Below are 23611 nucleotides of genomic sequence, written 5' to 3'. Positions count from 1 at the left end.
TTGTCGATGTCCGGAACCAAGATCTTGTGGGGGCAGCTCGTGGCTGTCGGCGCGATCGTCCTGCTCACGATCTGGAGCGCGACGGAGTGGACGGCCTGGCGCTTGGCCTTCCAACCCGAGCTCGGTCTGCCCTGGTTCAAGATGTATGGATTTGCGGTCTATTACCCGCCCGAGTTCTTCTGGTGGTGGTTCGTGTTCGACGCCTATGCACCTGACGTATTCACCGAGGGCGCCTACATCGCCGCCTCTGGAAGCTTTCTCTCCATCGCCGTGGCCATCGCCATGTCTGTCTGGCGCGCCCGGGAGGCCAAGGACGTTGCCACCTATGGCTCGGCCCGATGGGCCAAGCTTGAGGAGGTGAGGGCGGGAGGTTTGCTGAGCGCGGACGGGGTTGTGCTTGGCCGACTGGAGAAGAACGACCTGCGTCACGATGGGCCCGAGCACGTCCTCTGCTTTGCTCCAACGAGGTCCGGCAAGGGCGTCGGGCTCGTCGTCCCCTCGCTGCTGACATGGCCGCACTCGGCCATCGTGCACGACATCAAGGGTGAGAACTGGCAGCTCACAGCCGGGTTTCGGTCGAAGCACGGCCGTGTGCTGCTGTTCGATCCGACCAATGCCAGATCATCAGCCTATAATCCGCTTCTGGAGGTCCGGCGCGGGGAGTGGGAGGTCAGGGACGTCCAGAACGTCGCAGATGTGCTCGTAGACCCCGAGGGCTCGCTCGACAAGCGGAACCATTGGGAGAAAACCAGTCATTCCCTGCTCGTCGGGGCAATCCTTCACGTCCTCTATGCCGAGCCCAATAAGACGCTCGCCGGCGTCGCCGCTTTTCTATCGGATCCCAAGCGGCCGATCGAAACGACGCTGAACGCGATGATGACGACAGCACACCTCAAGGACCAGGGGCCGCATCCGGTCGTCGCCTCTACGGCAAGAGAGCTGCTGAACAAATCCGAGAATGAACGCTCGGGTGTGCTTTCGACAGCGATGTCCTTCCTCGGACTTTATCGGGATCCCGTCGTCGCCGAAGTGACAAGCCGCTGCGATTGGCGGATCGCCGACCTTATCGCAGACAACTGCCCCACCACGCTCTACCTGGTCGTGCCGCCCTCGGATATTTCGCGAACCAAGCCACTAGTCCGCTTGATCCTCAACCAAATCGGGCGGCGGATCACCGAGGACCTTCAGGATAAGGATCGCCGTCACCGCGTGTTGCTGATGCTGGATGAATTTCCAGCTTTGGGACGACTTGATTTTTTCGAGTCGGCACTGGCTTTCATGGCCGGCTACGGCATCAAGGCGTTCCTCATTGCCCAGTCGCTCAACCAGATCGAGAAGGCCTACGGCCCGAATAACGCGATCCTAGACAACTGTCATGTCCGGGTAAGCTTTGCGACCAATGATGAGCGCACCGCAAGGCGCGTCTCCGATGCGCTAGGCACGGCAACCGAAATACGCTCCATGAAGAACTACGCCGGCCATCGGCTCAACCCATGGCTCGGCCATCTCATGGTCTCTCGCCAAGATACCGCGCGGCCGCTTCTGACCCCGGGAGAGGTCATGCAGCTGCCGCCGTCAGAGGAGATCGTGATGGTGGCAGGCACTCCTCCAATCCGTGCGAGAAAAGTGCGCTACTACGAGGATGAGCGATTTGCCGAGCGCGTACTTCCCCCGCCAGATCCCGTCAAGATCCGAAGGTCTTCTCGCGCCGACAGCTGGTCAGGGCTGAAGGCCGCTATTCCCGATAAGACGCCCGCGGACATTGGCGGTGGCGACGCTGACACGGCCAATGGCGGACTGCGGCGAGAGCCCGAGCTTCCGGATCACCTCGCCATCGTTAAGGAAACGACGGAGGTCGCGCCGGCCGAGGAATTCGCCGTGCTGGAAGACGACGAAGATGCCGCGCGCCAGTCGCGCCTGCTGCGGCAGAAGATGCGCGGCGTTGCGCGGCAAGCCGCACTCGACCCGAATGATGGCATTGAATTGTGAGAAGATCATGCGCAACCGCATGAACGTCTACTTCCCTCCAGAGCTGTTGGCACAGATCACGGAACTTGCCGATCGAAAAAACATCTCACGCTCTGCAATCGTCGAGGCGGCAGTCAGCTCGTTCCTGTCCCCAGATGGCTCGGACCGGCGGGAAGCCGCCTTTTCGCGTCGTCTCGACAGGATATCGCGCCAAATGCAACGCCTCGAACGCGACCTCGGACTTACCGCTGAAACTCTGGCTCTGTTCGTGCGGTTCTGGTTGACAGTCACGCCCCCGCTTCCCTCCGACGCCCAGGCTGCCGCCCAAGCCAAGGGGCGTGAGCGCTTCGAGGGTTTTGTCGAGACGCTCGGCCGTCGCCTGCAAAAGGGGCAGAGTTTTCTGCGCGAGATTCCCGAAGATATCGTTCGGCAGCCGGCGGACGGAGACAGCAACTGACATCGGTTGTTGAGGCTTTGCGCCAATGTTTCTCTTTCTACGCTAGCCTACGATCCGACGAGCCACGTTGTTGCGTCATCTTCCATCGTGGTTTTTCTAATCGTCCCCATCTGAGGCGCTCGTGGGGGGCGCTCTCAAGCGAATGGGGCTCTCGTGATAATCCAGTCGGCTCAAGCGGAGGCGATCTCGCGCGGCGCGCGCATGCTGCGCAGCGCGCTCGGGCCTGCGGTCGCGCGCTATCTCGAAGACGATGCCGTCATCGAAGTGATGCTCAATCCCGATGGGCGGCTCTGGATCGACCGCCTGTCCGGCGGTTTGGAGGATACCGGCCAGCAGCTGTCACCTGCGGACGGGGAGCGCATCATTCGGCTGGTCGCGCATCATGTCGGTGCAGAGGTCCATGGAGCTGCTCCCCGGATCTCGGCCGAGCTGCCGGAAACCGGAGAGCGGTTCGAGGGATTGTTGCCGCCGGTCGTGGCTCGGCCGACCTTTGCGATCCGAAAGCCAGCGGTCGCTGTCTTTACGCTCGACGATTACGTCGCCGCCGGGATCATGCGCGCCGGTCAAGCCGCGATGCTGCGGGACGCCGTTGCCGGGCGACAGAACATCCTCGTCGCGGGCGGCACGTCGACAGGCAAGACCACGCTGACCAATGCGCTGCTGGTGGAGGTTGCCAAGACCTCCGACCGGGTCGTTCTGATCGAAGATACCAGGGAGCTGCAATGCCTGGCAGCAAACCTCGTGTCTCTGCGAACCAAGGACGGCGTGGTCTCGCTGTCTGACCTCGTGCGCTCTTCACTTCGGCTGCGGCCGGATCGAATTCCAATCGGTGAGGTCCGAGGCGCGGAGGCGCTCGATCTCCTCAAGGCCTGGGGCACGGGGCATCCCGGCGGCATCGGCACGATCCACGCAGGTTCTGCGCTCGGGGCGCTACGTCGCCTGGAGCAGCTCATCCAGGAGGCGGTCGTCACCGTCCCGCGCGCGCTCATTGCCGAGACCATCAATGTCATCGCCGTCCTTTCGGGGCGCGGCGCCGATCGCCGCCTTGCCGAGCTCGCCCGCGTCGAGGGCATCAGTGCGGGCGGCGACTACAGTCTTTCACCAGCAGGAGATCTCAAGTGAACCATCGCCTCCAGACTTCGCAAGCTTTCACCCTGGCCTTGATTGCCATGACCACGACCGCTACCCCCGTCATGGCCGCCGGCTCCAACATGCCCTGGGAGCAGCCGCTCAACCAGATTCTGCAATCGGTCGAGGGGCCTGTCGCCAAGATCATCGCGGTCATCATCATCGTGGTCACAGGCTTGACGCTGGCCTTCGGCGATTCGTCCGGCGGCTTTCGCCGGCTGATCCAGATCGTCTTCGGCCTGTCGATTGCCTTTGCGGCTTCGAGTTTCTTCCTGTCGTTCTTCTCGTTTGGCGGCGGCGTGGTGATCTGATGCAGGAGGGCGTCGCAGGCTTCCTCGTGCCGGTGCATCGCGCATTGACCGAACCGATCCTGATGGGCGGAGCGCCGAGAGCTGTTGCGATCGTCAATGGCACGCTCGCAGCGGCACTTGGATTGGGATTGCGCCTGTGGATCGCGGGCCTGCTGCTCTGGGCGCTCGGCCACGCCGCAGCTGTATGGGCCGCAAAGCGCGATCCCGCTTTCGTCGAGGTCGTACACCGCCACCTGCGAATTCCCGCTCATTTCGATCTTTAGGAACCTTTCCCATGTTGAATCTTGCCGAATATCGCAAGTCGAACACCCGCCTTGCGGACTTCCTTCCCTGGGCCGCGTTGGTCGATGAGGGCATTGTCCTGAACAAGGATGGCTCGTTCCAACGCACGGCCAAATTTCGCGGGCCCGATCTCGACAGCGCGGTACCGGCGGAGCTCGTCGCAGTCGCCGGCCGGCTCAACAATGCGCTGCGCCGCCTTGGCTCGGGCTGGGCGGTCTTCGTCGAAGCCCAGCGTCACTCCGCGGGAGCATACCCGCCGAGCATGTTCCCGGACGTCGCCTCCGCGCTCGTTGACGCCGAGCGCAAGGCCCAGTTCGAGGAGGAGGGCGTCCACTACGAGTCGAGCTACTATCTTACGCTCCTTTATCTTCCGCCGCCGGAAGATGCCGCAAGGGCCGAGCGGCTTCTCTATGAGGGCTGCGCTCGCAACGAAGATGCCGATGCGCGGCAGGTGCTGGCTGGCTTCGTTGATCGGACGGCGCGCCTCCTGCAGTTGATCGAAGGCTTCATGCCCGAATGCCGCTGGCTCGATGACAGCGAAACACTGACCTATCTTCACGCGACGATCTCGACAAAGCGCCATCGTGTCCGCGTCCCGGAGATCCCGATGTACCTGGACGCTCTGCTGGCGGATCAGCCGCTCTCGGGAGGGCTGGAGCCGATGCTGGGAGCGGCGCATTTGCGGGTGCTCACGATCGTCGGCTTCCCGACCGCCACGACCCCTGGGATTCTTGATGACCTCAATCGGCTTGCCTTCTCCTATCGCTGGTCGAGCCGAGCCATCATGCTCGACAAGCTAGAAGCCACAAGGCTGCTAACCCGAATTCGCCGGCAGTGGTTCGCCAAGCGGAAGTCTATTGCCGCGATCCTGAAGGAGGTGATGACGAACGAAGCATCCTCGCTGCTGGATACCGATGCGCACAACAAGGCGATGGACGCGGACGCCGCGCTCCAGGAACTTGGATCCGACGAGATCGGAGAGGCCTTTGTCACCGCCACTGTCATCGTTTGGGATCTGAATGCAAGGGCGGCCGACGAAAAGCTACGCCAAGTGGAAAAGGTCATTCAGGGTCGCGATTTCACCTGCATGGTCGAGACGGTCAATGCCGTCGAGGCGTGGCTCGGCAGCCTCCCCGGCCATGTCTACGCCAATGTTCGGCAGCCTCCGATCTCCACCTTGAATCTCGCGCACATGATTCCTCTCTCTGCCGTCTGGGCAGGCGAGGCGAGGGACCAGCACTTCAACGCGCCGCCGCTGCTCTTTGGCAAGACGGAAGGCTCGACGCCATTCCGCTTCTCCCTTCACGTTGGCGACGTCGGGCATACTCTTGTTGTGGGACCGACCGGCGCCGGCAAATCGGTTCTGCTCGCGTTGATGGCCCTTCAGTTCCGCCGCTATCCCGGCTCGCAGGTGTTCGCGTTCGATTTTGGCGGCTCGATCCGGGCGGCCGCGATCGCCATGGGCGGCGATTGGCACGACCTTGGTGGCGCGTTGTCGGCCGATGATGGCGCACCGATCGCATTGCAGCCGCTGGCCTGGATCGACAATCCCGCCGAACGGGCCTGGGCGACTGACTGGGTGGCCGCTCTTCTTACACGAGAGAAGGTCGATCTTTCTCCAGAAGGCAAGGACCATCTGTGGTCGGCCCTGACCTCGCTTGCCTCGGCACCGGTACCCGAGCGGACGCTAACCGGGCTTTCTGTCCTTCTGCAGTCGAACGTCCTCAAGCGCGCTCTCCAGCCCTATTGTCTGGGTGGGCCCTATGGGCGGCTGCTGGATGCAGAATTCGAGCGGCTTGGGGAAGCCTCAGTCCAGGCATTTGAGACCGAAGGACTGATCGGAACGGGGGCTGCGCCGGCCGTACTCGCTTATCTTTTTCACCGGATCGGTGACCGGCTCGACGGCAGGCCTACATTGATCATCGTCGACGAGGGGTGGCTAGCGCTCGATGATGCCGATTTCGCAGGACAGTTGCGGGAGTGGCTGAAGACGCTCCGAAAAAAGAACGCCTCGGTGGTGTTTGCCACCCAGTCCCTTTCCGACATCGACGGCTCGGCAATCGCCCCCGCAATCATCGAGAGCTGCCCGACGCGGCTGCTCTTGCCAAACGAGCGCGCGATCGAGCCGCAGATCACAGCCATCTATCGCCGGTTCGGGCTCAATGATCGCCAAATCGAACTCCTGAGCAGGGCAACGCCGAAGCGCGACTATTATTGCCAGTCTCGCCGAGGCAACCGCATGTTCGAGCTTGGCCTCGGCGAGGTCGCACTCGCCTTTACAGCCGCATCAGCCAAGTCCGATCAACTCGCAATCGAGCACCTGGTCGCCGAGCACGGCGCCGAGGGGTTTCTAGCGGTCTGGCTTGAGCACCGCGGAGCAAGCTGGGCTATCGACCTCATCCCGAATCTGAAAAATCTGGAGTCATCACGATGAGCCTTCGACGCTTGCGTTTCGCCATCACGATCCTTGTTGCATCGGCTTTTTCTAGCGGCACAGCGCGTGCCCAGTGGATTGTGTTCGATCCCAACAATTACGTTCAGAACGTGTTGACCGCCGCTCGCGAGCTGCAGCAGATCAGCAACCAGATCACCTCGCTGCAAAACGAAGCGCAGATGCTGATCAACCAGGCAAAAAACCTGGCGAGCCTGCCCTATTCTTCGCTTCTGCAGCTTCAGACCTCCATCCAGCGCACCCAGCAGCTCCTTGGTCAGGCGCAGCACATCGCCTACGACGTCCAACAGATCGACCACGCCTTTGCCACAAGCTATGCGCCGGCAACAAGCAGCCAGTCCGATGCCGCGCTGTTTGCGGGAGCGCAGGCGCGCTGGCAGAACTCCGTCGGAGCGCTTCAGGACGCTCTTCGCCTCCAAGCCGGCGTTGTGGGCAACCTCGACACCAATCGCATTCAGCTGTCCGCCCTGGTGAGCTCGAGCCAGAGCGCCAGCGGCGCGCTCCAGGCAACCCAGGCCGGTAATCAGCTCCTCGCTCTTCAGGCCCAACAGCTCGCCGATCTCACCGCGACCGTCGCGGCCCACGGCCGGGCACAGGCTCTCGAAGCAGCCCAACGCGCAGCGGCCCAAGACCAGGGCCGCGAACAGCTGCAGCGCTTTCTGACTCCTGGGCCCGGCTATCAATCCTCCAACGTACAGATGTTTCACTGATGAGGGATCCGAAAACTATCAAGGCGGTGTCGATCGCAATCACCGTCTTTGGCGGCATAGTGGCGATCATCGCATGCACGCTCACGCTGCAGAATCATGCGGGTGAGCTCGAACACCAGCCGATGACCGCCCAAATACCGAGTGTGCACGAGGCTGACCTGATCCGTTGCCGTGCCGTGACATCCACGCAAACTGATGCCTATGAGACTTGCCGGAAGGTCTGGGCAGAAAGCCGCCGGAGCTTCCTTGGGCAGAAGACGGACTCGAAGGGTTCGTCAGTTGGCTCTTCGGCGGAAGAGGCTTTGGAAGCAAAGGATCAGAGCCGATTGCCTCAAGGCTATCTAGCCCGTCCTGCGGTAGGGGGCGACCAATGACCGGCACGGGCATCATCGACCAATTCCTGGAGACTTTTACACGCTACATCGACAGCGGCTTTGGTCTCGTGGGCGGGGAGGTCGGTTACCTCGCAACGACCCTCGCTGCGATCGACATCACGCTTGCAGCGTTGTTCTGGAGCTGGGGCGCGGACGACGACATCATCGCGCGGCTGGTCAAGAAGACGCTCTTCGTCGGGGTTTTTGCTTACCTGATCGGAAATTGGAACAGTCTCGCCCGTATCGTCTTCGAGAGCTTTGCGGGCCTTGGGCTGAAGGCCTCCGGCACCAGCTTGTCGGCCGGCGATTTCGTGCGGCCGGGCAAGATCGCGCAGGTGGGCCTCGATGCAGGCCGTCCGCTCCTGGACTCGATCTCCAGCCTGATTGGCTACATCAGCTTTTTCGAGAACTTCGTCCAGATCGTGGTTCTGTTGTTTGCCTGGGCAATCGTGCTTCTTGCCTTCTTCATTCTGGCCGTTCAGCTTTTCGTGACACTGATCGAGTTCAAACTCACTACATTGGCCGGATTTGTGCTGATTCCCTTCGGCCTGTTCGGCAAGACCGCCTTTGCGGCAGAGCGCGTCCTCGGCAACGTGGTCTCATCAGGCATCAAGGTGCTGGTGCTGGCTGTGATTGTCGGCATCGGCTCAACACTGTTTTCGCAATTTACGTCGGGCTTCAACGGCGCCCAACCGACCATCGAAGATGCCATGACATTGGTTCTTGCGGCGCTCTCGCTGTTGGCGTTGGGGATCTTCGGACCGAGCATCGCAAGCGGGCTGGTCTCCGGTGGGCCGCAACTCGGCGCAGGATCTGCGGTCGGTACAGCACTTGCCGCAGGCGGCGCCGCGGTGGCGACAGCCGGGCTTGCTGCAGGTGCGGCAGGTCTCGCCGGCGGAGCGCTCGTGGGCGCCGGCAGGATGGGCGCAAGCGCTGTCACGGGCACCGCAGCGGCATATCGCAGTGGCGGCCTCACGGGCGTCGCAAATGCGGCCGCCTCTGCAGCAGCAAGTCCACTTCGCAGGATGGCCTCGACGGTTGGCGGAGGCGGTCAATCGACGAGCACTTCAGCTCAGACCGCGAGCGGTAGCCCCACTTGGGCTCAGCGCATCAAGCAAGGTCAGGGCCTTGATCGGGGGGTATCGGCGGCAGTTCATGCAGTCAAATCCGGCGATCCCGGTGGCAGCGGCAGCTCGGTCGATCTCTCCCAGGAAGAGCGCCGATGAGAGGGATTTCCGAGAACGGCGCATGGCCGTCGAACTCCGCTCGGCCTGTTCCGATGATCAGCTGTTCTCGTGGGTCCTCTGCAGTGCGTCGGCTGGGTCGTCAATGCGTCATTCAAGCCTCTCGCATTCTGTCCTTGACGCTGACGCCAGCTCTGATCTGGCAAGCGATCCATGGCCAGATCCCGTCCGACACGTCGCTGCGCCAACGGCCCCTTCTTCTCGGTGTCGCGGGTGCGAAGGCAGGATTGGGCTCGGTTCTTTTGCCGCGCAATCCGGCGCAGCTCCCGGAAGTAAGGGGACTCAGTCGCAGCATTCGCCGCCGGCGGTGCAGAAGCTGCCACATCGTACGGTGCTTGTGCGTGTTCGCGCGCGTGATCCGCATCGAGCAGCCGACATGAGCAAAACGCCGTCTGCTGCCGGCTCGCTACGATGGATCAGGGATACTCAGGGGAAGTTCAATGTTTAAGAGATCAGCAACGCATTATGGCCGCGCGCCGGCGGCACTCACCCCTTATCAGAAGGCAGGTCAAGTCTGGGACGAGCGCATCGGCTCGGCCCGCCTGCAGGCGAAGAACTGGCGCTTGATGGCGTTCGGCTGCCTTGCTCTGTCTTGCAGCCTTGCCGGCGGGCTGATCTGGCAATCGACACAAGGAACGATAACGCCGTGGATCGTCGAGGTCGACCGGCTCGGTCAAGCTCAGCGGGTCTCGCCTGCAAGTTCCGACTACGACCCGACGGATCCACAAATTGCCTGGCACCTGGCGCGGTTCATCGAAGATGTGCGCGCCCTGCCATCCGATGCCATCGTGCTGCGGCAGAATTGGCTCCGGGCCTACGACTTCACGACCGATCGCGGGGCCGTCGCACTCAATGAATATGCCAGGGCAAACGACCCATTCGCCGGGCTCGGCAAGGCGCAGATCTCGGTGGAAGTCTCCAGCGTCATACGGGCCTCGCCCGACAGCTTTCGTGTCGCATGGATTCAGCGCGCTTACGAGAACGGCTCGCTCGCCTCGACCGAGCGATGGACAGCCATCCTGAGCATCGTCATCCGAACGCCGCGTGATGCCGATCGGCTGCGCAAAAATCCTCTCGGAATCTATGTGAATTCGATCAATTGGTCCAAGGAGTTGGGGCAGTGAAAGTATATCCTTGCGAGTTCAGGACAGCGCCAATGAAGAGGGGCATCACTTCCGCAGCCGTCATGCTTGGCTGCATGCTCAGCGGCTGCTCGACCTTCATTCCACCCGAAATCAGCTATGACACAGATGTGCCGCCGCTGCCTGTGGCGGCAGCGCCGGCGGATGATCGTCCGCGTCCCCTGCATGTGCCTCCATCCTGGAAGCCGTCGCTTGGCGGCAAGCCGGGCACCAAGGAGGATGTCGAGCCGGTCAACCGGATCGAAATCGCCAACAGTGCGGCGCGCGTCGAGCCGAGGCGGAGAGGCTATTTCAACGCCGCACAGATCTACAGCTATAGCCCGGGCGCGCTCTATCAGGTCTATGCCGCGCCGGGACAGATCACCGACATTGCTCTTGAGGAGGGGGAGCAGTTGACCGGCTCCGGCCCGCTCGCAGCCGGCGACACCGTGCGATGGGTCATCGGCGACACCGAAAGCGGCAGCGGCGAGGAGCGCAGGGTGCACGTGCTGGTCAAGCCGACGCGCGCCTCCATCGAAACCAACCTCGTGATCAATACTGATCGGCGCACCTATCTCCTCGAGCTCCGCTCGCGCGAGAAGCCCTACATGCCATCGGTCGCGTGGTACTATCCGCAAGATCGGATCAAGCGGCAGCAATTGACTCCTGTTCCGCTGCTCCCAGAGCTTGCACAACGGCGCTTTCGGTATGCGATCGAGGGGGACAATCCGCCGTGGCGCCCCCTTGCAGCCTACGACGACGGCCGAAAAGTCTACATCGAGTTCTCGCAAGGTATCGTCCAAGGCGAAATGCCGCCGCTGTTTGTGCTCGGGCCTGACGGTAAGAGCGAAATCGTCAATTATCGCACCTTTGGCAGCGTCCTGATCGTCGACCGCCTGTTTGCGGCTGCCGAACTGCGGCTTGGTGGAGAACATCAACAAAAGGTTAGGATCGTCCGCACCGACGGGAGGTTTTCGTCATGACGGAAGAACACCGCGAAGATGAGACCTCCCCGGACGGCGAACAGGAGACAGGTGAGCTCGAGGATGGGTTTCGGCTCCGGCCCGAATACCCGAGCGTCACCCGCTTGTCTCGCAAGGTGCTGCTGACCGGATCCGCGCTCTGCCTGGCGCTGGTCGCCGCGGCGGCGACGTGGGCGCTCCAGAAACAACGGCCGCGTGAGGCCGCTTCCGAGGAGCTCTATCTGGCTGAGCGTCACAATGTTGCTGAGAGCGTCACAGCGTTGCCGCCGGACTACTCGAAGGTCACCCCTCCTGTCCCCCAGCTTGGTCCACCTCTTCCCGGCGATCTCGGCAGACCAATCCTGGCCGCCAAAGGCCAGATCGCCGCGCCAGGCGCTGCGGCCGACCAGGAACAGCAACGCCGTGACCAGGAACAAGAGGCGGCTCGTGTAAGCCGACTGTTCGCCTCTACCAATGTGAGGGACACGGCAGCGTCGAGCGGAGCCCAAGCAGGTGGCGCCAATGCTCCCTCCCTGATCCCCAGCAGCGAGGATGGGTCACTGCAAAACGCTCAGGACCGGAAGCTCGCCTTCGTAAATGCGGCCACCGATCGACGAACGACCAGTCCAGACCGCCTCGTGAAGGCGCCATCACCTTACGTGGTGCAGGCCGGATCGGTTATCGCCGGGGCCCTGATCACCGGCATTCGCTCCGATCTGCCTGGAATGATCACAGCTCAGGTAAGCGAGAATGTTTATGATACGCCCACCGGGCGCTTTCTCCTCATCCCCCAGGGCGCCAGACTGACTGGCATCTATGACAGTCAGGTGAGCTTCGGCCAGAGCCGCGTGCTGCTCGTTTGGACCCGGTTGATCATGCCGAACGGCCGCTCGGTCGTCTTGGAGCGCCAACCGGGGACAGACACGCAAGGCTATGCCGGCCTTGAAGATCAGGTTGACAACCATTGGGGTGAGCTGTTCAAGGCGGCGGCGCTGTCGACCTTCCTGGCTGTTGGCTCGGAAGCGGGTGCAGGTTCCGATGCGAGCAATAGCAACAGCGCAATCATTGGTGCCCTCAGGCGCGGTGCATCAGATTCGCTGAACCAGGCCGGCCAACAAGTGGTCCGCCGTAGCCTCAATATCCAGCCGACCTTGACGATACGCCCGGGTTACCCGGTCCGCGTCCTGGTCAACCGTGATCTCATTCTTGAACCTTATAGAGGCTAGCCGCATGCCTAAATTGAAGATTGCAGCGCTTGTGGACGATCGGCCTGTCAAAATGACGGTCGAACTCGCGGCCCATGTTCACCGGGATTTGCACGTCTATGCCGATGTGCTGGCGAAGCAAACCGGACAGGCCGTCGAACCTGCCAAGCTCATTGGCCCGATGTTGGCGCGCTTCATGGCGACAGACCGGGCTTTTGCGAAATCAAAACGTCAAGCCCGCTCTTCCCCTCCTGAAGAATAACATTCTCTCAGAAGGGCTAGGAAGTGGGCGACAACAGATCTTTCATCGCCGGTTCTGACATGAGCTGACATTGTGATCCGACTGGGTCCCCTTGCGTCGTGCAGTTCGCGATACACCACCCCTGGGAATCCGGCGTGAGCTTCGGATGCCAATAACGGCGTGACGCCGCGGCCAATGCTGACGAGACTGGTCAGCTTGCTGCGGCTCACGTCGCAGGCTTCGATTAAGGCCCCGTTTCCATGAGCCGCCAGTTTGCAGACCAGAAGGTCTTCGACTTCTCTTGCGGGATCATCGCGGCTGACGAGAACGGTTCGACTGTGCAGATCGGCGCAGGAGACCGACTCGTTCTGAGCTAACTCATCATTCTTGGCGAGTGCGATGAGAATACCTTCACGCCATAGGGGAAAGGCCGCCGTGAGCAGCATGGAAGATAGACCGTCTGGCGCGATGGCGATATCGAGCGAGCCCGTCTGAAGCGCGATCAGGAGTTCCGGCATGACGCGTTCAAGGACGGCGACCTTGATTTCCGGATAACGGCTTTGAAACTCGGCGATCGCAGGTGTTATTCGTCCTGCGGAGACGAATGGGCAGAAGCCGATAGCCAGGTGATCCGCCCGCTTGGACAGGGTCAAGACTGTCGCCTTCGATAATGAATCGACCTGCTCGATGATAAGCTTTGCCGTCCTCAGGAATGTCGTACCAGAGGCTGTTGGATTCATCCCGTATCTCGATCGCTCGAACAAGCGGGTACCAACCAGGCATTCCAATCGTCCGATCGCCCGACTGATGGCCGAGTGTTCGACACCCAGCACCCTGGCTGCGCTCCGAATGCTGCCCGCTTCATTGACTGTCACAGCAACGCGCAGATGTTGTAAACTTATTGGATTGGATATTGGTCGCTGTGTCTGACAGGCAAGGTGGTCGATTGGAGGCATTTACAAATCAAGGTGCGGCGATTTAAGTCGGATGAGTTCTGCGGGCAGCGAGCCGGCAGTCAGGCGGCGTGCGACAGGACTGGAGTCCAGAGAACTGGGCCGGCGAGTCCACCGGCCGCACGTATCCTGTCCAAAGCATTGAGCGTGATTTCCAGGTGGCCGGCGACAGCAAGCGTGTTTCCAATTTCACAAGGCGATGCAATCCGGCGAAGCGGCCATCCTGCGCGCCTCAGAATTCGCTCCATCCGGACGTCGGTGACTGTGACGATGCTCGTGAGCTGTCGAGACAGACCAAACTCAATCATGCCCGCGAAGAGTTCGTAAGTTGCCCTCGCAAGCCCGTGTGCCGCCTTCGGAGCATCTGAAGGAAGATCAACTGCAAAGCGGCTGCTCTCCCACACATGAGGATCCGATGGGGCAGGGCACTTTCCCAGGAGCACAGAAAAGGTGTCGCGGATCATCGTCGGGCCGGTTGTCGGCAAAAGGCGAACCGACCCCTGCACCAGTCCCTCGACCGACGTTTGGACGAGATATACCGGACCTAGCGCGTCAAACTCGTCGGTCTCCATCTCGCCGGAACTGTGAACGCTCCAATCTAATCTTTGCTTGAAGACGCGATGCCGCAGCCTGTGCATGGCCGCTAGCGTTTGGGAGAACGCGCCGTGAAATGGTTCGGCAATCAGTTGAATCATGACCCCTCCTGTCCGGATTTCGACTATATGGGAGAGCCGGGTGCAAATGGCACCACGTACAACTAGAGGGGCGGCGCGGCCCTAATCTTGCCTAACTGCCTTAGCAGCGCCAAGTCGTGAAGTCGCTTCGGCCAATGTCCTCACGCCCAGCTTGTTCTTTGCATTATTCAAATAGGACTTCACGGTATTTGGCGATATCTGCAGGATCTGCCCAATCTCCCATGTGGTCTTGCCCTTTGCGACCCAGTCGAGGCACTCCATTTCGCGACGTGAGAGTTCAACGTTAGCGATCATCAGTTCATGAGAAAGCTTTTGCCGCACGCGCCGGTCGAAAGAAATGGCCATGAACTGGAGGACCTCCGAGCGGCGCTCTATGCTCAATTGAAATGCTCGGTCATTCTGGTCGGTGGCAAACGTCAAGGCGGCCATGGAGGCGCCGTTGTGGATTGGAACGGTGAATCCCAATCGGATCCCACACTGAGCAGCTTCGTCGAGCAAGCTTCGCTGCGCCCGAGAAATCAATCTATGAGGTTCCCTGTGGTCCCAGCTAAAGGGCTCCGTGGTCTCCAGCGCACGCTCGATAATGGGGTCGAGGCGCTCATAGTGACTGCGCACATAATGCGCAACCCAATTGGCGGGATACGTGGAAATCACGAGGGCGTTCTCACCCCGTCTCTTCGGCCAGGCCAGATAAGCCAAACATGGCAGCTCAAGTGCGCGTCCGGTGACCGCCAAGGCGTCGCTAAAGCCATCAGCGTGGTTCGCGTTGATCAGCAGATTGAGAAAATTTTGGAAGATACGGTGCGTGCTCATTCGCATACGATTCGGTAGAGAAGATGAGCGACGTTACGAGTCCCTTTGCTGCGTAAAGGCAAGTTGTTCGAAAGTCTCGCGACGTCACACTGTTAACCGACCAGCGATCGAGCTGCACCTATTCAGCTCACGTCCACTTTCGACACGGCGCAACCGACATCACTGTTCTGGGCGGTTCTGTAGGCGAGAACCGCCAAAGAGCGCAAGGACGACAAGCCCTGATAGTTTGGCGGTCATCTTCCACACACGCAACTACACTTAGAGGCCGCAGTCCTGCGCTCATCGCAGAATTTGGCAGGATAAATGCGCGTACGCCGGGATTCTTCGCGGATTTACTCCCAAAGTGGTCCTACGTTCTCTACGGCAGGCGAGGCGGGGCTGAGGAAAAGCTAAGAGATAATTTTTCGTAGGCAGACGGGGCCGTGCGCGTCAAGCGCCGCCCAGCGTTCTGCTCGCCGTCCAGTTGGAGACTTTTCTATGCGTCGTCGAAGCGGCCTTTCGAAAATGCCTACACTTTTGCGATCATTGCTCTCGATCGCCAACTAAGGGGACGACGGCAAGAGACGGGGTTCTGAAGTGCATGAATTGATCAGGCAGACCGCCTGCAGTGTTGTCGAAAAATTGCGGAATGGCGAAGTAAGCCCCCTGGAGCTGCTGGACGCGCTGGAGCAGCGGATCGGGCAAGTCGACGGCAAGCTTAACGCGCTGCCCATCCTTTGTTTTGATCGCGCGCGCACACATGCTCGTACGCTGATGGAGCGACCTACCGGCGCACGTGGGCTGCTGGCCGGTCTTCCCGTTCCCATCAAAGATCTGATTGACGTTGCCGGCACTCGCAACACACAGGGCTCCCCGATCTTCAGGAACAAAATAGCTGAGACGTCGGACATCTTGGTCGAGCGCATCGAGCAGAATGGTGGTGTTGTTTATGCAAGATCGAACACCCCCGAGTTCGGAGCGGGGGCCAACACGGTCAATGAACTCTTCGGAGCAACGCTCAATCCGTGGAATCCAGCTCGCTCTGCTGCTGGCTCGTCCGGAGGTGCCGCGGTTGCGATCGCCGCCGGCATGGCTTGGGTTGCGCATGGCTCTGACATGGGGGGCTCACTCCGAAATCCGGCGAGCTTTTGCGGTGTAGTGGGTCTTCGGCCGAGCTTGGGCCGAGTGGCCCGAACTCCCAAATCTAAAATCGACCGCAACCTCGGCATACACGGACCAATGGCGCGCAATGTCGAGGACGTTGCGCTCCTGTTGGACGCAATGAGTGGTGAGCATCCTGCCGATCCACTGTCCTTGCCGGCACCCGCAGAATCGTTCCTGACGACCACGCGCACGGCAAAGAGACCAAGACGGGTTGCCTATTCGGCCGATCTGGGCATTACACCCGTGGATCCTCAAATTGTGGAAATTACCCGCGGCGCTGCAGCGCGCTTCGTCGAACTTGGTGTAATCGTCGAAGAAGCTCACCCCGATCTTCGAGAAGCTCAAGAGTGCTTCCACGTTCTCCGCGCATTCGATTTCGCTATTAGCAAAGCTGCTCTACTTCGAAGCCATCGCGATCTGCTCAAGCCGGACGTCGTTTGGAACATCGAAGAAGGGCTGAAGCTTTCTATCGAGCAACTCGAACGCGCCGAGGAGCAGCGAGTTGCCATGGTGGTGCGCGTACTTAAGTTTTTCGAGAAGTACGATCTTCTCTTGACGCCGGCAACAATCGTAGAGCCTTTCCCCGTGGCCAACAGCCACGTCATGGAGTGCGACGGCAGACAATTTGAGAATTACGTGGATTGGGTTGCCATCGCTTTTGCAATCACCCTCGTCTGTTGCCCCGCGATGTCTCTGCCCTGCGGTTTCACGAGTTCCGGCCTTCCGGTAGGCTTGCAAATGGTCGCTCCCCCTCGAGCCGACGGGCAGTTATTGGCCGGTGCTAAACTGCTTGAAGATAGTTTGGGGCTACTCGGCAGTACGCCGATCGATCTGGGGCTCGCAACATGAATGGCACAATCGCGGTTCTCGGCTGCGGGCTTATAGGCCAAAGCTGGTCGGCGCTATTCACTGCCTATGGTTATGACGTCGTCGGCTGGGATCCAGCGCCAAAATCGCAGTCCCTGTTGCAAGAAGCGATTTCTCGATGTCAGAAGCAGGTTTTTCGTCCCTCGGAACTTGAATCAGGCCTTGGTTCCTTTCGCCTTGTCGAGACACCGGAACAGGCGGTTTCCGACGCCTTTTGGGTTCAGGAAAACGCACCCGAAGTGCTCGAGTTAAAAGGAGAGCTCTACGGCCGCGTTGAGGCGGCAGCCCATCCCGATACGGTACTCGCAAGCAGTACATCCTCTCTAACTTGGTCACAGCTTGCCACCAGCCTAAAACGAACCTCGCGATTCATTACTGCTCATCCCTTCAATCCTCCACACATCATGCCGCTAGTGGAGATTTATGGGGCCGATGCTGATCTTCGGACGACGGCTGTGTCGTTCTTTCGCGGGCTCGGCCGCGAGCCAGTTCTTTTAGCCCGCGACGTAGTAGGGCACATCGCCAACCGGCTTGCTTCAGCACTCTGGCGTGAAGCGGTCAACTTAGTCGCCGAGAATATTGCTGATGTCGCCGCTGTCGACGCGGCGCTCGTGCATGGACCTGGGCTGCGCTGGTCAGTGGTCGGTGCACATATGGCCTACCACCTTGGTGGGGGTCCTGGGGGAATTGAGCATTACCTGCGACATCTCGGGCCTAGCCAGGAACGCCGATGGGCCACGCTAGGTCAGCCACAGCTTACTCCCGATGTCTGTACCCGTCTGGTCGCTGGCGTCCATGCAGAGGCGGATGGCAGATCGATTTCCGAATTAGAAGGTGAACGTGATCGCGCACTCTTGAGACTCCTTGCCGCGCGGAGTTCAATTTAAGCATATGGACAAGCTCAGCGTGGGTTGACTTCAGCGACAATTGGAAGACAACCTGTACATCCGAGCCGGCGCTCGCAGGACTGACGCGCCGTTGACATTGGCCAAAGCTGTTGCCTGACGGCGCTATCAAGCGTGAATTGCACCAAACAATCATCATTGCCAAGCCGCCGACGGCGCGTGGCACGCTCCCTCAGTCTGAGCTGCTGCCGGTTTGATGGACACCGAGATTAGGTGTTTCATGAAGCCGGAGGTGGGCGATGAAGAGACGGAAGTTTAGTCGCAAGTTCAAGATCTAGGCGGTCAAGCTGGTCCGGAAACGCGGGGTGTCGGTGGCACAAGCCGGCCGCGACCTGGACGTTCATGAGAACGTTCTGCGCAAATGGGTCAAGGAGTTCGGCTGCTGATTCCGCTTGATGTCGCCCACCATTCCGGGATGATGTCGCCCGGGGTATCGCAAGAGCGAACCCGGGGTGACGAGGCCTCTTCTGGCTCCGATACGGTCCCGCCTTTCGTTGCGAAGGGGGACCTGGATGCCGACGGAGAGGCTTGCGATGCGCCATGTGCGCGATGTGATCAGATTGAAGTCGGCTGGGATGCCGACCCGCGAGATTGCGCGGCGGTTGGGGACGGTGCCTTCGACGGTGCGGTTGACGATCCGCCGGTTTGAAGCGGCGGGGCTGACCTGGCCATTGCCCGACGGCATCACCGACGCTGTGCTGGAAGCCCGGTTGTTCGCCAGCGCGGGAGCCGGTCTCGGCACCCGGCGTGGCCATCGCCGGCAGGCGGAGCCGGACTGGGCGGCGGTGCACCGCGAGCTCCGGCGCACGCACGTGACGCTGTCGATCCTGTGGGAGGAGTACATCGCGGGCGAACCCGGCGGGTATCGCTATTCGCGGTTCTGCGAGCTCTACCGGGCCTGGGAAGGCCGGCTGTCGGCGACGATGCGCCAGTCGCATGCAGCCGGCGACAAGCTGTTCGTCGATTATGCGGGCGACGGCGTGCCGGTGGTGATCGACCGGTTTACCGGCGAGCGGCGCACCGCGCAGATCTTCGTCGCGGTGCTCGGCGCATCGAGCTTCACCTGCGCGCAGGCGACCTGGACGCAGGGGCTCGCCGACTGGATCGATGGCCACGTCGGCGCCTTCGAGGCGATCGGCGGCGTGCCGGCACTGCTGGTGCCGGACAACACCAAGGTCGCCGTGATCAAGGCCTGCCTGTACGATCCGCAGATCAACCGCAGCTACGCCGACATGGCGGCGCAATACGGCACCGCCATTCTGCCGGCCAGGCCCACGGCGGCCACGGGACAAGGCCAAGGTCGAGCAGGCGGTCCTCATGGTCGAGCGCTGGCTGCTCGGACGGCTGCGCCATCGGACCTTCCACAGCCTCGCCGAGGTCAACGCGGCGATCGCCGAGTTAATGACCCGGCTCAACGAGGAGCGACCGATCCGGCGGCTCGGCGTGACCCGCCGCAAGCTGCTGGAGGAGATCGACCGGCCGGCACTCAGGGTCTTGCCGGAGAGCCCTTACGTGTTCGCCGAGTGGCGGATCTGCCGGGCCAGCATCGACTACCACGTCGAGGTCGAGGCGCATTACTACAGCGTCCCGCATCGCTTCGTCCGCGCCGAGGTCGAGGTGCGCTTCACCGCCCGCACCGTGGAGATATTCCACAAGGGCGAGCGGATCGCCGCGCATCAGCGCATGAGCGGCAACCACAAGCACACCACCGTGCCGGAACACATGGCGTCCAGTCATCGGCGCTACGCCGGCTGGACCATCGAGCGCATCCGCAAGGAGGCCGCCGCGATCGGGCCGGCCACCGCCGCGCTGTGCGACCTGATCCTCGATGAACGCACGCACCCCGAGCAGGGCTTTCGCACATCGGCGCGCACCTACGGCTCAGTCAAATCGATCCTCGCCAACAATCTCGATCGGCGGCCTTCACCCAAGCGGCCCGCGGACGACGCGCCGATCCTCCATCCCAACAACCGCGGGCCGCGCTACTACAACTAGGAGATCACGCCTTGCTCACGCATCCGCCCCTCGATCAACTCTACACGCTCGGCCTGCATGGCATGGCGAAGGCGCCTTCGCCGACATCGAAGCCGGCGGCGAGGCCGCAAGCCTCGGCCACGCCGAATGGCTCGCGCTCCTGCTCGAACGCGAAGCGTCGCTGCGACGCGACAAGCGGCTGTCGAAGCGGCTGCAATACGCCAAGCTGCGCCAGGAGGCCTGCGTCGAGGACATCGACTATCGCACCCCGCGCGGCCTCGACCGCAGCCTGCTGACGATGCTGGTCGAAGGGCAATGGATCGACGACCACGCCACCTTTTGATCTGCGGGCCCTCCGGCGTCGGTAAGAGCTGGCTCGCCTCAGCGCTCGGCAACAAGGCCTGCCGCGACAATCGCTCCGTGCTTTATCAGCGCGTCCCACGGCTGTTTAGCGATCTCGCTTTGGCGCGCGGCGACGGCCGCCACTCCCGCCTGCTGCGCGCGCTTGGCCGCGTCGATCTCCTCATCTTTGATGGTGTGGACGGCCTCACCTCAACGGCATCATAGTGCCAAGGCGTGGTCGCCAGAGCGCCACAAAGAAGGGGGACCGTCCGAGATGAAGTTTATTAGAATAGGCGTTGATCTCGCCAAGAACTATTTTCAGATTAATGCGCTGTCTAGTGAGGATGCACCAGCCGTAAAGCGCAAGCTGACGCGCCGGACGATGCGCGAGTTCTTCTCGAGGATCGAGCCGTGCCGCGTTGGCATGGAGGCTTGCGGCTCAGCCCACTATAGGGCGCGCGAACTGAAGGCCATGGGACACGATGTGTCTCTGATGCCGCCGGCCTACACAAAACCCTATGTCAAGCGAGGTAAGAACGATGCCGTCGATGCGGAAGCCATCTGTGAAGCGGTCTCGCGCCCTGCCATGCGTTTTGTGCCGATCAAGAGCGCTGATCAGCAAGCGACCCTGATGTGGCACAAGACGCGCGAGCTGCTGGTCAAACAGCGAACGATGAGCGTGAACGCTCTACGCGGCCATTTGGCCGAATTCGGTCTTGTCGTCGCCAAGGGCACCGGCCGCGTCGACGAGCCTTTAGGCCTCGCAGAAGGCGATGCGACTCTTCCCGACGCCGCTGTCCTGGCCGCGAGGGTTCTCGGTCAGCAAATTGATGCGCTCGGAGGCGCACTCGATGATTTGGAGAGGGAGATCGCCAAGGCTCACGCGCTCAGCGAGACGAGCCGTTCGCTCGGAGAAATTTCCGGCGTTGGCAAGCTTGTTGCCTCGGTAATTACAGCCAGTGTACCAGACCCAAGCGTATTCAATTCGGGACGGGATTTTGCTGCCTGGCTGGGTCTGACGCCCAGGCAAATTTCAAGCGGGGGTAAACCAACTCTCGGAACCATCACCAAGGCGGGTAATCGATATATAAGGAAGTTACTCGTTCTCGGAGCAACATCGCTTCTAAACGTTGTGGAAAAACGCCGCGGCGGCTTGCGCGACTGGATTGTCGGGCTTTTGGCTAAAAAAGCCGGCGCGGCTTGTGACCGTCGCCCTCGCCAACAAGCTTGCTCGGATCATCTGGGCAATGATGAAAACCGGAGAATGCTTCCGCACCGAGATGTTCGCCAAACTTTGAGTGTCGGACAGCCGCATCGAAGAGTTATAAGCTTGGTAAGTGCAAGAAAGGCATGATGAAAGACAACGGTCGCCACCGAAAACCAGGAAAACCCGACCAGTCGTGTGAGCCTCAAAGCTCGCATCCTTGATGTGACCCCTTGGTTGTCGGACTTCATCAGGGCCAGCGGAGATATGATCCGCGCTAAACGCCGGACATACGATCGCAGCCGTCCAAGTCGTTCGAAGTGCCAAATTGTGCTTGCCATCAGAGGCCGTCCACATACGACGACTGGGGCCTCGAGCCGCTTGACGCCGCGGCCCGCCACGACCTCCTGGAGATCCTCGAGGACCGCTACGGCCGCGGCTCCACCATCGTCACCAGCCAGCTCCCGATCGATCAATGGCACGCGCTGATCGGCGAGCCGATGACTTCATGATGCCTCCTCCTTCGAACGCTTGGTGTGTTGTACTCGATTGCGAAGCTGACTGATTTGTTCGTCTGAGAGCTCGATCTGCCATGGCTGGCCTTTGGTTAACTGACGACCTGCCAGCATTCCGCGCGCGAGATAGTCGAATACCGTCTGCGGGGTTACTCCAAGCTCAGCCGCTGCGCCCTGAATCGAGAAGCTGCCGTCGGGCCAGCGCATCGGATTCTTGTCTACGCCGTTGATTTTGACCGTGGGAATGCCCCAGCGGGTGCGCAACAGCCGGACGTTCTCGCCTTTGAAAGCGCAGCCTCGGGCCGCGACAAAGCCTTCCTGATTGAGGATTGCCGCGATCTCGGCATCCATTTTATGTTCAGCATTCAACTCGACGATCCGTCGCCGCAACCGATCAATGTCAATGTAGTTGCGGTAGGTATGAACGCGCCGTTGTACGTGATGCTCGCTGGTTGTGGCGGTCTGCCAGACGACGGGCCAAGCGAGAAGCGTCGAGGCTCACCACAAGGCCGGCGTTGCCAAGGCCGATCTCGGCAATGAGCTTCTGGAAACCATGACGATCCACAGCGCCAGCTCCGGACTTGCCCAGATCCTCGTCAATGACCTGGACGCGCTCCGGCGGCCAGCCCAGACCGATGGCCCGATCGACGAGGCGGTACTGCAGCTCGGTGCTCTCCTGGTGCTGGCGCACCTGGTTCACGGATGACTGCCGCACGTAGACGTAGGCCAACTTGGCTCGGTGTGCGGTCGTGAGCCGCTCGTCAGCGACGGTCGAGCTGATCAGCACGACCCAGTCTCCTTCCGGCCGTGCCGGGAACCGCTTGCATTCGCCGCAGCAGCGTGGCGAGGATTTGAGCGATCTGGGTTTGCGTCGCGGTCGACAGATTCGGCCACAGGCGCGGAATGTCGGCCGTCGGACGGCGGGGTGGATTTGCCAATATCGGCAGGGGTCGATACGCAACGCGACCTGGAAGCGGTCGGTGGGTCATCGCGAATCACCTTCTCGTCGAGAAGGCTCAGACTCGCGCTCAAATGTTGCATCAATGGGATCAGCGTACGGGCACTGATGCGCGGCAGATCGGCGGCGTTCGGGCGAGGCGTGATCGGCGTCTCGACAAGATCCGTCGACGCGATCCGAACTGCCCGCGGCCGGCCGTCCGGCAGCGCGACAACGACGTAGGCGGGACCGCCCCCGACCGCTCCTTCAGCACCTCAAGCCGGTGCCCAAAAAGAAAATGATGCGGGTCAGTGATCGTGACGTGAGACACGACCCGTTCCAAAATAGGGGCACTCTGTTGTGTTTGGTGATCCCACCTACGCCGACGCCGTCCTCGACCGCCTGGTCCATAACGCCCACCGGATCGATCTGAACGGCGAAAGCATGCGGCGAACCCGCAAACCTGACCGAAAGGCCTGAGCCTGTGGCGCTGTGGACATGCCGCTACGCTTGGACAACGCAAGAGCGTTGCCCACATGCCCACAGCAGGAACAACAGAAAAACCCGCCCGTCGAGCCGCGATTCAAGATTGACCACGCGGCTTCGCCGATGCCAGAAACCAGACAGCCAGAACGCCTCGCGCCCCGGGCGACATCAAATCGGAATGGTGGGCGAGATCATCTCGGAATACTGGAGGGTTCAAATAGGTCCCGCGTCGCAGATCTCGCCGCAAGTCCAGCGCGGGACCTATTTGAAGCTGGATTGAACGAAGCCGCGTCTTGTGAGCGAGGACCTATGGGGGCTCGAT

At 61.1% G+C, this 23611-nt stretch carries 20 protein-coding genes and 6 pseudogenes; 21 read left to right on the top strand and 5 right to left on the bottom strand.

What is annotated here, in order from left to right; all coding sequences use genetic code 11:
- Positions 1-6: 6 nt before the first annotated feature.
- The 13 genes from RPS27_RS08510 (at position 7) to RPS27_RS08450 (ending at position 12476) form a co-directional block, all read left to right on the top strand.
- Positions 7-1989, top strand: a complete 1983-nt coding sequence (locus RPS27_RS08510) for a conjugal transfer protein TraG (protein ID WP_128955108.1) — start codon at positions 7-9, stop codon at positions 1987-1989.
- Positions 1990-1996: 7 nt separating this feature from the next.
- Positions 1997-2425, top strand: coding sequence for a CopG family transcriptional regulator (locus tag RPS27_RS08505; RefSeq protein WP_128929814.1), 429 nt, complete (start codon positions 1997-1999; stop codon positions 2423-2425).
- A 201-nt stretch (positions 2426-2626) separates the two neighbouring features.
- Positions 2627-3547 (top strand): P-type conjugative transfer ATPase TrbB, encoded by a 921-nt coding sequence (gene trbB / locus RPS27_RS08500; protein ID WP_128930183.1) that lies wholly within the window; start codon positions 2627-2629, stop codon positions 3545-3547.
- 47 nt (positions 3548-3594) lie between these two features.
- Positions 3595-3864 (top strand): TrbC/VirB2 family protein, encoded by a 270-nt coding sequence (locus RPS27_RS08495; RefSeq protein WP_232995658.1) that lies wholly within the window; start codon positions 3595-3597, stop codon positions 3862-3864.
- Entirely contained in the window at positions 3864-4127 is a 264-nt protein-coding gene (locus RPS27_RS08490; RefSeq protein ID WP_128929816.1) for a VirB3 family type IV secretion system protein, read from the top strand. Before RPS27_RS08495 ends, RPS27_RS08490 begins: the two co-directional genes overlap by 1 nt.
- An 11-nt stretch (positions 4128-4138) precedes the next feature.
- Positions 4139-6580 carry a conjugal transfer protein TrbE gene (gene trbE / locus RPS27_RS08485; protein WP_128929817.1) on the top strand — a complete coding sequence of 814 codons (2442 nt, stop codon included), beginning with the start codon at positions 4139-4141 and terminating at the stop codon, positions 6578-6580.
- Entirely contained in the window at positions 6577-7308 is a 732-nt protein-coding gene (gene trbJ, locus RPS27_RS08480) for a P-type conjugative transfer protein TrbJ (RefSeq protein WP_128929818.1), read from the top strand. Before trbE ends, trbJ begins: the two co-directional genes overlap by 4 nt.
- The gene (trbK-alt, locus tag RPS27_RS08475) at positions 7308-7682 is read left to right on the top strand and encodes a putative entry exclusion protein TrbK-alt (RefSeq protein WP_128955109.1); all 375 of its coding nucleotides are present in this window, start codon (positions 7308-7310) and stop codon (positions 7680-7682) included. The genes trbJ and trbK-alt overlap by 1 nt, the downstream gene beginning before the upstream one ends.
- On the top strand, positions 7679-8908 hold the full coding sequence (trbL, locus tag RPS27_RS08470) for a P-type conjugative transfer protein TrbL (RefSeq protein WP_128929820.1): 1230 nt from the start codon (positions 7679-7681) through the stop codon (positions 8906-8908). Before trbK-alt ends, trbL begins: the two co-directional genes overlap by 4 nt.
- Before the next feature lie 458 nt (positions 8909-9366).
- Entirely contained in the window at positions 9367-10050 is a 684-nt protein-coding gene (gene trbF, locus RPS27_RS08465; RefSeq protein WP_128929821.1) for a conjugal transfer protein TrbF, read from the top strand.
- A gap of 32 nt (positions 10051-10082) precedes the next feature.
- Positions 10083-11030: a P-type conjugative transfer protein TrbG gene (gene trbG, locus RPS27_RS08460; protein ID WP_128929822.1), complete on the top strand. Its 948-nt coding sequence runs from the start codon at positions 10083-10085 to the stop codon at positions 11028-11030.
- Positions 11027-12235 (top strand): TrbI/VirB10 family protein, encoded by a 1209-nt coding sequence (locus RPS27_RS08455; protein ID WP_128929823.1) that lies wholly within the window; start codon positions 11027-11029, stop codon positions 12233-12235. The genes trbG and RPS27_RS08455 overlap by 4 nt, the downstream gene beginning before the upstream one ends.
- Positions 12236-12239: 4 nt before the next feature.
- Complete coding sequence (locus RPS27_RS08450) at positions 12240-12476, top strand: DUF2274 domain-containing protein (RefSeq protein WP_128929824.1); 237 nt, start codon at positions 12240-12242, stop codon at positions 12474-12476.
- Here RPS27_RS08450 and RPS27_RS08445 read toward each other — a convergent pair.
- From RPS27_RS08445 to RPS27_RS08435, 3 genes are all read right to left on the bottom strand, one after another.
- On the bottom strand, positions 12446-13411 hold the full coding sequence (locus tag RPS27_RS08445; protein ID WP_128929825.1) for a LysR family transcriptional regulator: 966 nt from the start codon (positions 13409-13411) through the stop codon (positions 12446-12448). The two genes, RPS27_RS08450 and RPS27_RS08445, sit on opposite strands and share 31 nt — an antisense overlap.
- A gap of 59 nt (positions 13412-13470) precedes the next feature.
- Positions 13471-14103 (bottom strand): acyl-homoserine-lactone synthase, encoded by a 633-nt coding sequence (locus tag RPS27_RS08440; protein ID WP_128929826.1) that lies wholly within the window; start codon positions 14101-14103, stop codon positions 13471-13473.
- Positions 14104-14184: 81 nt separating this feature from the next.
- Positions 14185-14916 carry a LuxR family transcriptional regulator gene (locus tag RPS27_RS08435; RefSeq protein WP_128929827.1) on the bottom strand — a complete coding sequence of 244 codons (732 nt, stop codon included), beginning with the start codon at positions 14914-14916 and terminating at the stop codon, positions 14185-14187.
- Between the two features lie 576 nt (positions 14917-15492).
- On the opposite strand from RPS27_RS08435, the gene RPS27_RS08430 reads away from it, so the two are divergent.
- From RPS27_RS08430 to RPS27_RS08400, 7 genes and pseudogenes are all read left to right on the top strand, one after another.
- Positions 15493-16908, top strand: a complete 1416-nt coding sequence (locus RPS27_RS08430) for an amidase (protein WP_128955110.1) — start codon at positions 15493-15495, stop codon at positions 16906-16908.
- The gene (locus RPS27_RS08425) at positions 16905-17813 is read left to right on the top strand and encodes a 3-hydroxyacyl-CoA dehydrogenase NAD-binding domain-containing protein (RefSeq protein WP_128929829.1); all 909 of its coding nucleotides are present in this window, start codon (positions 16905-16907) and stop codon (positions 17811-17813) included. The genes RPS27_RS08430 and RPS27_RS08425 overlap by 4 nt, the downstream gene beginning before the upstream one ends.
- A gap of 257 nt (positions 17814-18070) precedes the next feature.
- Positions 18071-18205 (top strand): annotated as a pseudogene (locus RPS27_RS08420) (transposase); the annotation flags it as partial.
- A 159-nt stretch (positions 18206-18364) separates the two neighbouring features.
- Positions 18365-19826 (top strand): annotated as a pseudogene (gene istA / locus RPS27_RS08415) (IS21 family transposase).
- An 11-nt stretch (positions 19827-19837) separates the two neighbouring features.
- Positions 19838-20366 (top strand): annotated as a pseudogene (locus RPS27_RS08410) (ATP-binding protein); the annotation flags it as partial.
- 55 nt (positions 20367-20421) lie between these two features.
- Positions 20422-21445, top strand: a pseudogene (locus tag RPS27_RS08405) (IS110 family transposase).
- Positions 21446-21710: 265 nt separating this feature from the next.
- Positions 21711-21851 (top strand): annotated as a pseudogene (locus tag RPS27_RS08400) (ATP-binding protein); the annotation flags it as partial.
- A 6-nt stretch (positions 21852-21857) separates the two neighbouring features.
- Here the strand turns inward: RPS27_RS08400 and RPS27_RS08395 are convergent.
- A complete protein-coding gene (locus RPS27_RS08395; RefSeq protein WP_194468754.1) occupies positions 21858-22235 on the bottom strand; it encodes a hypothetical protein in 378 nt (125 codons plus the stop codon).
- Positions 22236-22266: 31 nt separating this feature from the next.
- Positions 22267-22653 carry a recombinase family protein gene (locus RPS27_RS08390; RefSeq protein WP_128929831.1) on the bottom strand — a complete coding sequence of 129 codons (387 nt, stop codon included), beginning with the start codon at positions 22651-22653 and terminating at the stop codon, positions 22267-22269.
- Positions 22654-23163: 510 nt separating this feature from the next.
- On the opposite strand from RPS27_RS08390, the pseudogene RPS27_RS08385 reads away from it, so the two are divergent.
- Positions 23164-23283, top strand: a pseudogene (locus tag RPS27_RS08385) (ATP-binding protein); the annotation flags it as partial.
- Between the last annotated feature and the right edge of the window lie 328 nt (positions 23284-23611).

The organism is Bradyrhizobium sp. WYCCWR 12699, from assembly GCF_032144035.1.
Taxonomy (GTDB): Bacteria; Pseudomonadota; Alphaproteobacteria; order Rhizobiales; family Xanthobacteraceae; genus Bradyrhizobium.
Note: the sequence above shows the minus strand (reverse complement) of the source record. Positions and strands in the feature narration are given on the sequence as shown.

Bases quoted from the DNA above. Each gene is read 5' to 3' on its own strand.
- RPS27_RS08510 (WP_128955108.1), top strand. From the start codon at position 7: ATGTCCGGAACCAAGATCTTGTGGGGGCAGCTCGTGGCTGTCGGCGCG.
- RPS27_RS08505 (WP_128929814.1), top strand. From the start codon at position 1,997: ATGCGCAACCGCATGAACGTCTACTTCCCTCCAGAGCTGTTGGCACAG.
- trbB (WP_128930183.1), top strand. From the start codon at position 2,627: ATGCTGCGCAGCGCGCTCGGGCCTGCGGTCGCGCGCTATCTCGAAGAC.
- RPS27_RS08495 (WP_232995658.1), top strand. From the start codon at position 3,595: ATGACCACGACCGCTACCCCCGTCATGGCCGCCGGCTCCAACATGCCC.
- RPS27_RS08490 (WP_128929816.1), top strand. From the start codon at position 3,864: ATGCAGGAGGGCGTCGCAGGCTTCCTCGTGCCGGTGCATCGCGCATTG.
- trbE (WP_128929817.1), top strand. From the start codon at position 4,139: ATGTTGAATCTTGCCGAATATCGCAAGTCGAACACCCGCCTTGCGGAC.
- trbJ (WP_128929818.1), top strand. From the start codon at position 6,577: ATGAGCCTTCGACGCTTGCGTTTCGCCATCACGATCCTTGTTGCATCG.
- trbK-alt (WP_128955109.1), top strand. From the start codon at position 7,308: ATGAGGGATCCGAAAACTATCAAGGCGGTGTCGATCGCAATCACCGTC.
- trbL (WP_128929820.1), top strand. From the start codon at position 7,679: ATGACCGGCACGGGCATCATCGACCAATTCCTGGAGACTTTTACACGC.
- trbF (WP_128929821.1), top strand. From the start codon at position 9,367: ATGTTTAAGAGATCAGCAACGCATTATGGCCGCGCGCCGGCGGCACTC.
- trbG (WP_128929822.1), top strand. From the start codon at position 10,083: ATGAAGAGGGGCATCACTTCCGCAGCCGTCATGCTTGGCTGCATGCTC.
- RPS27_RS08455 (WP_128929823.1), top strand. From the start codon at position 11,027: ATGACGGAAGAACACCGCGAAGATGAGACCTCCCCGGACGGCGAACAG.
- RPS27_RS08450 (WP_128929824.1), top strand. From the start codon at position 12,240: ATGCCTAAATTGAAGATTGCAGCGCTTGTGGACGATCGGCCTGTCAAA.
- RPS27_RS08445 (WP_128929825.1), bottom strand. From the start codon at position 13,411: ATGCCTCCAATCGACCACCTTGCCTGTCAGACACAGCGACCAATATCC.
- RPS27_RS08440 (WP_128929826.1), bottom strand. From the start codon at position 14,103: ATGATTCAACTGATTGCCGAACCATTTCACGGCGCGTTCTCCCAAACG.
- RPS27_RS08435 (WP_128929827.1), bottom strand. From the start codon at position 14,916: ATGAGCACGCACCGTATCTTCCAAAATTTTCTCAATCTGCTGATCAAC.
- RPS27_RS08425 (WP_128929829.1), top strand. From the start codon at position 16,905: ATGAATGGCACAATCGCGGTTCTCGGCTGCGGGCTTATAGGCCAAAGC.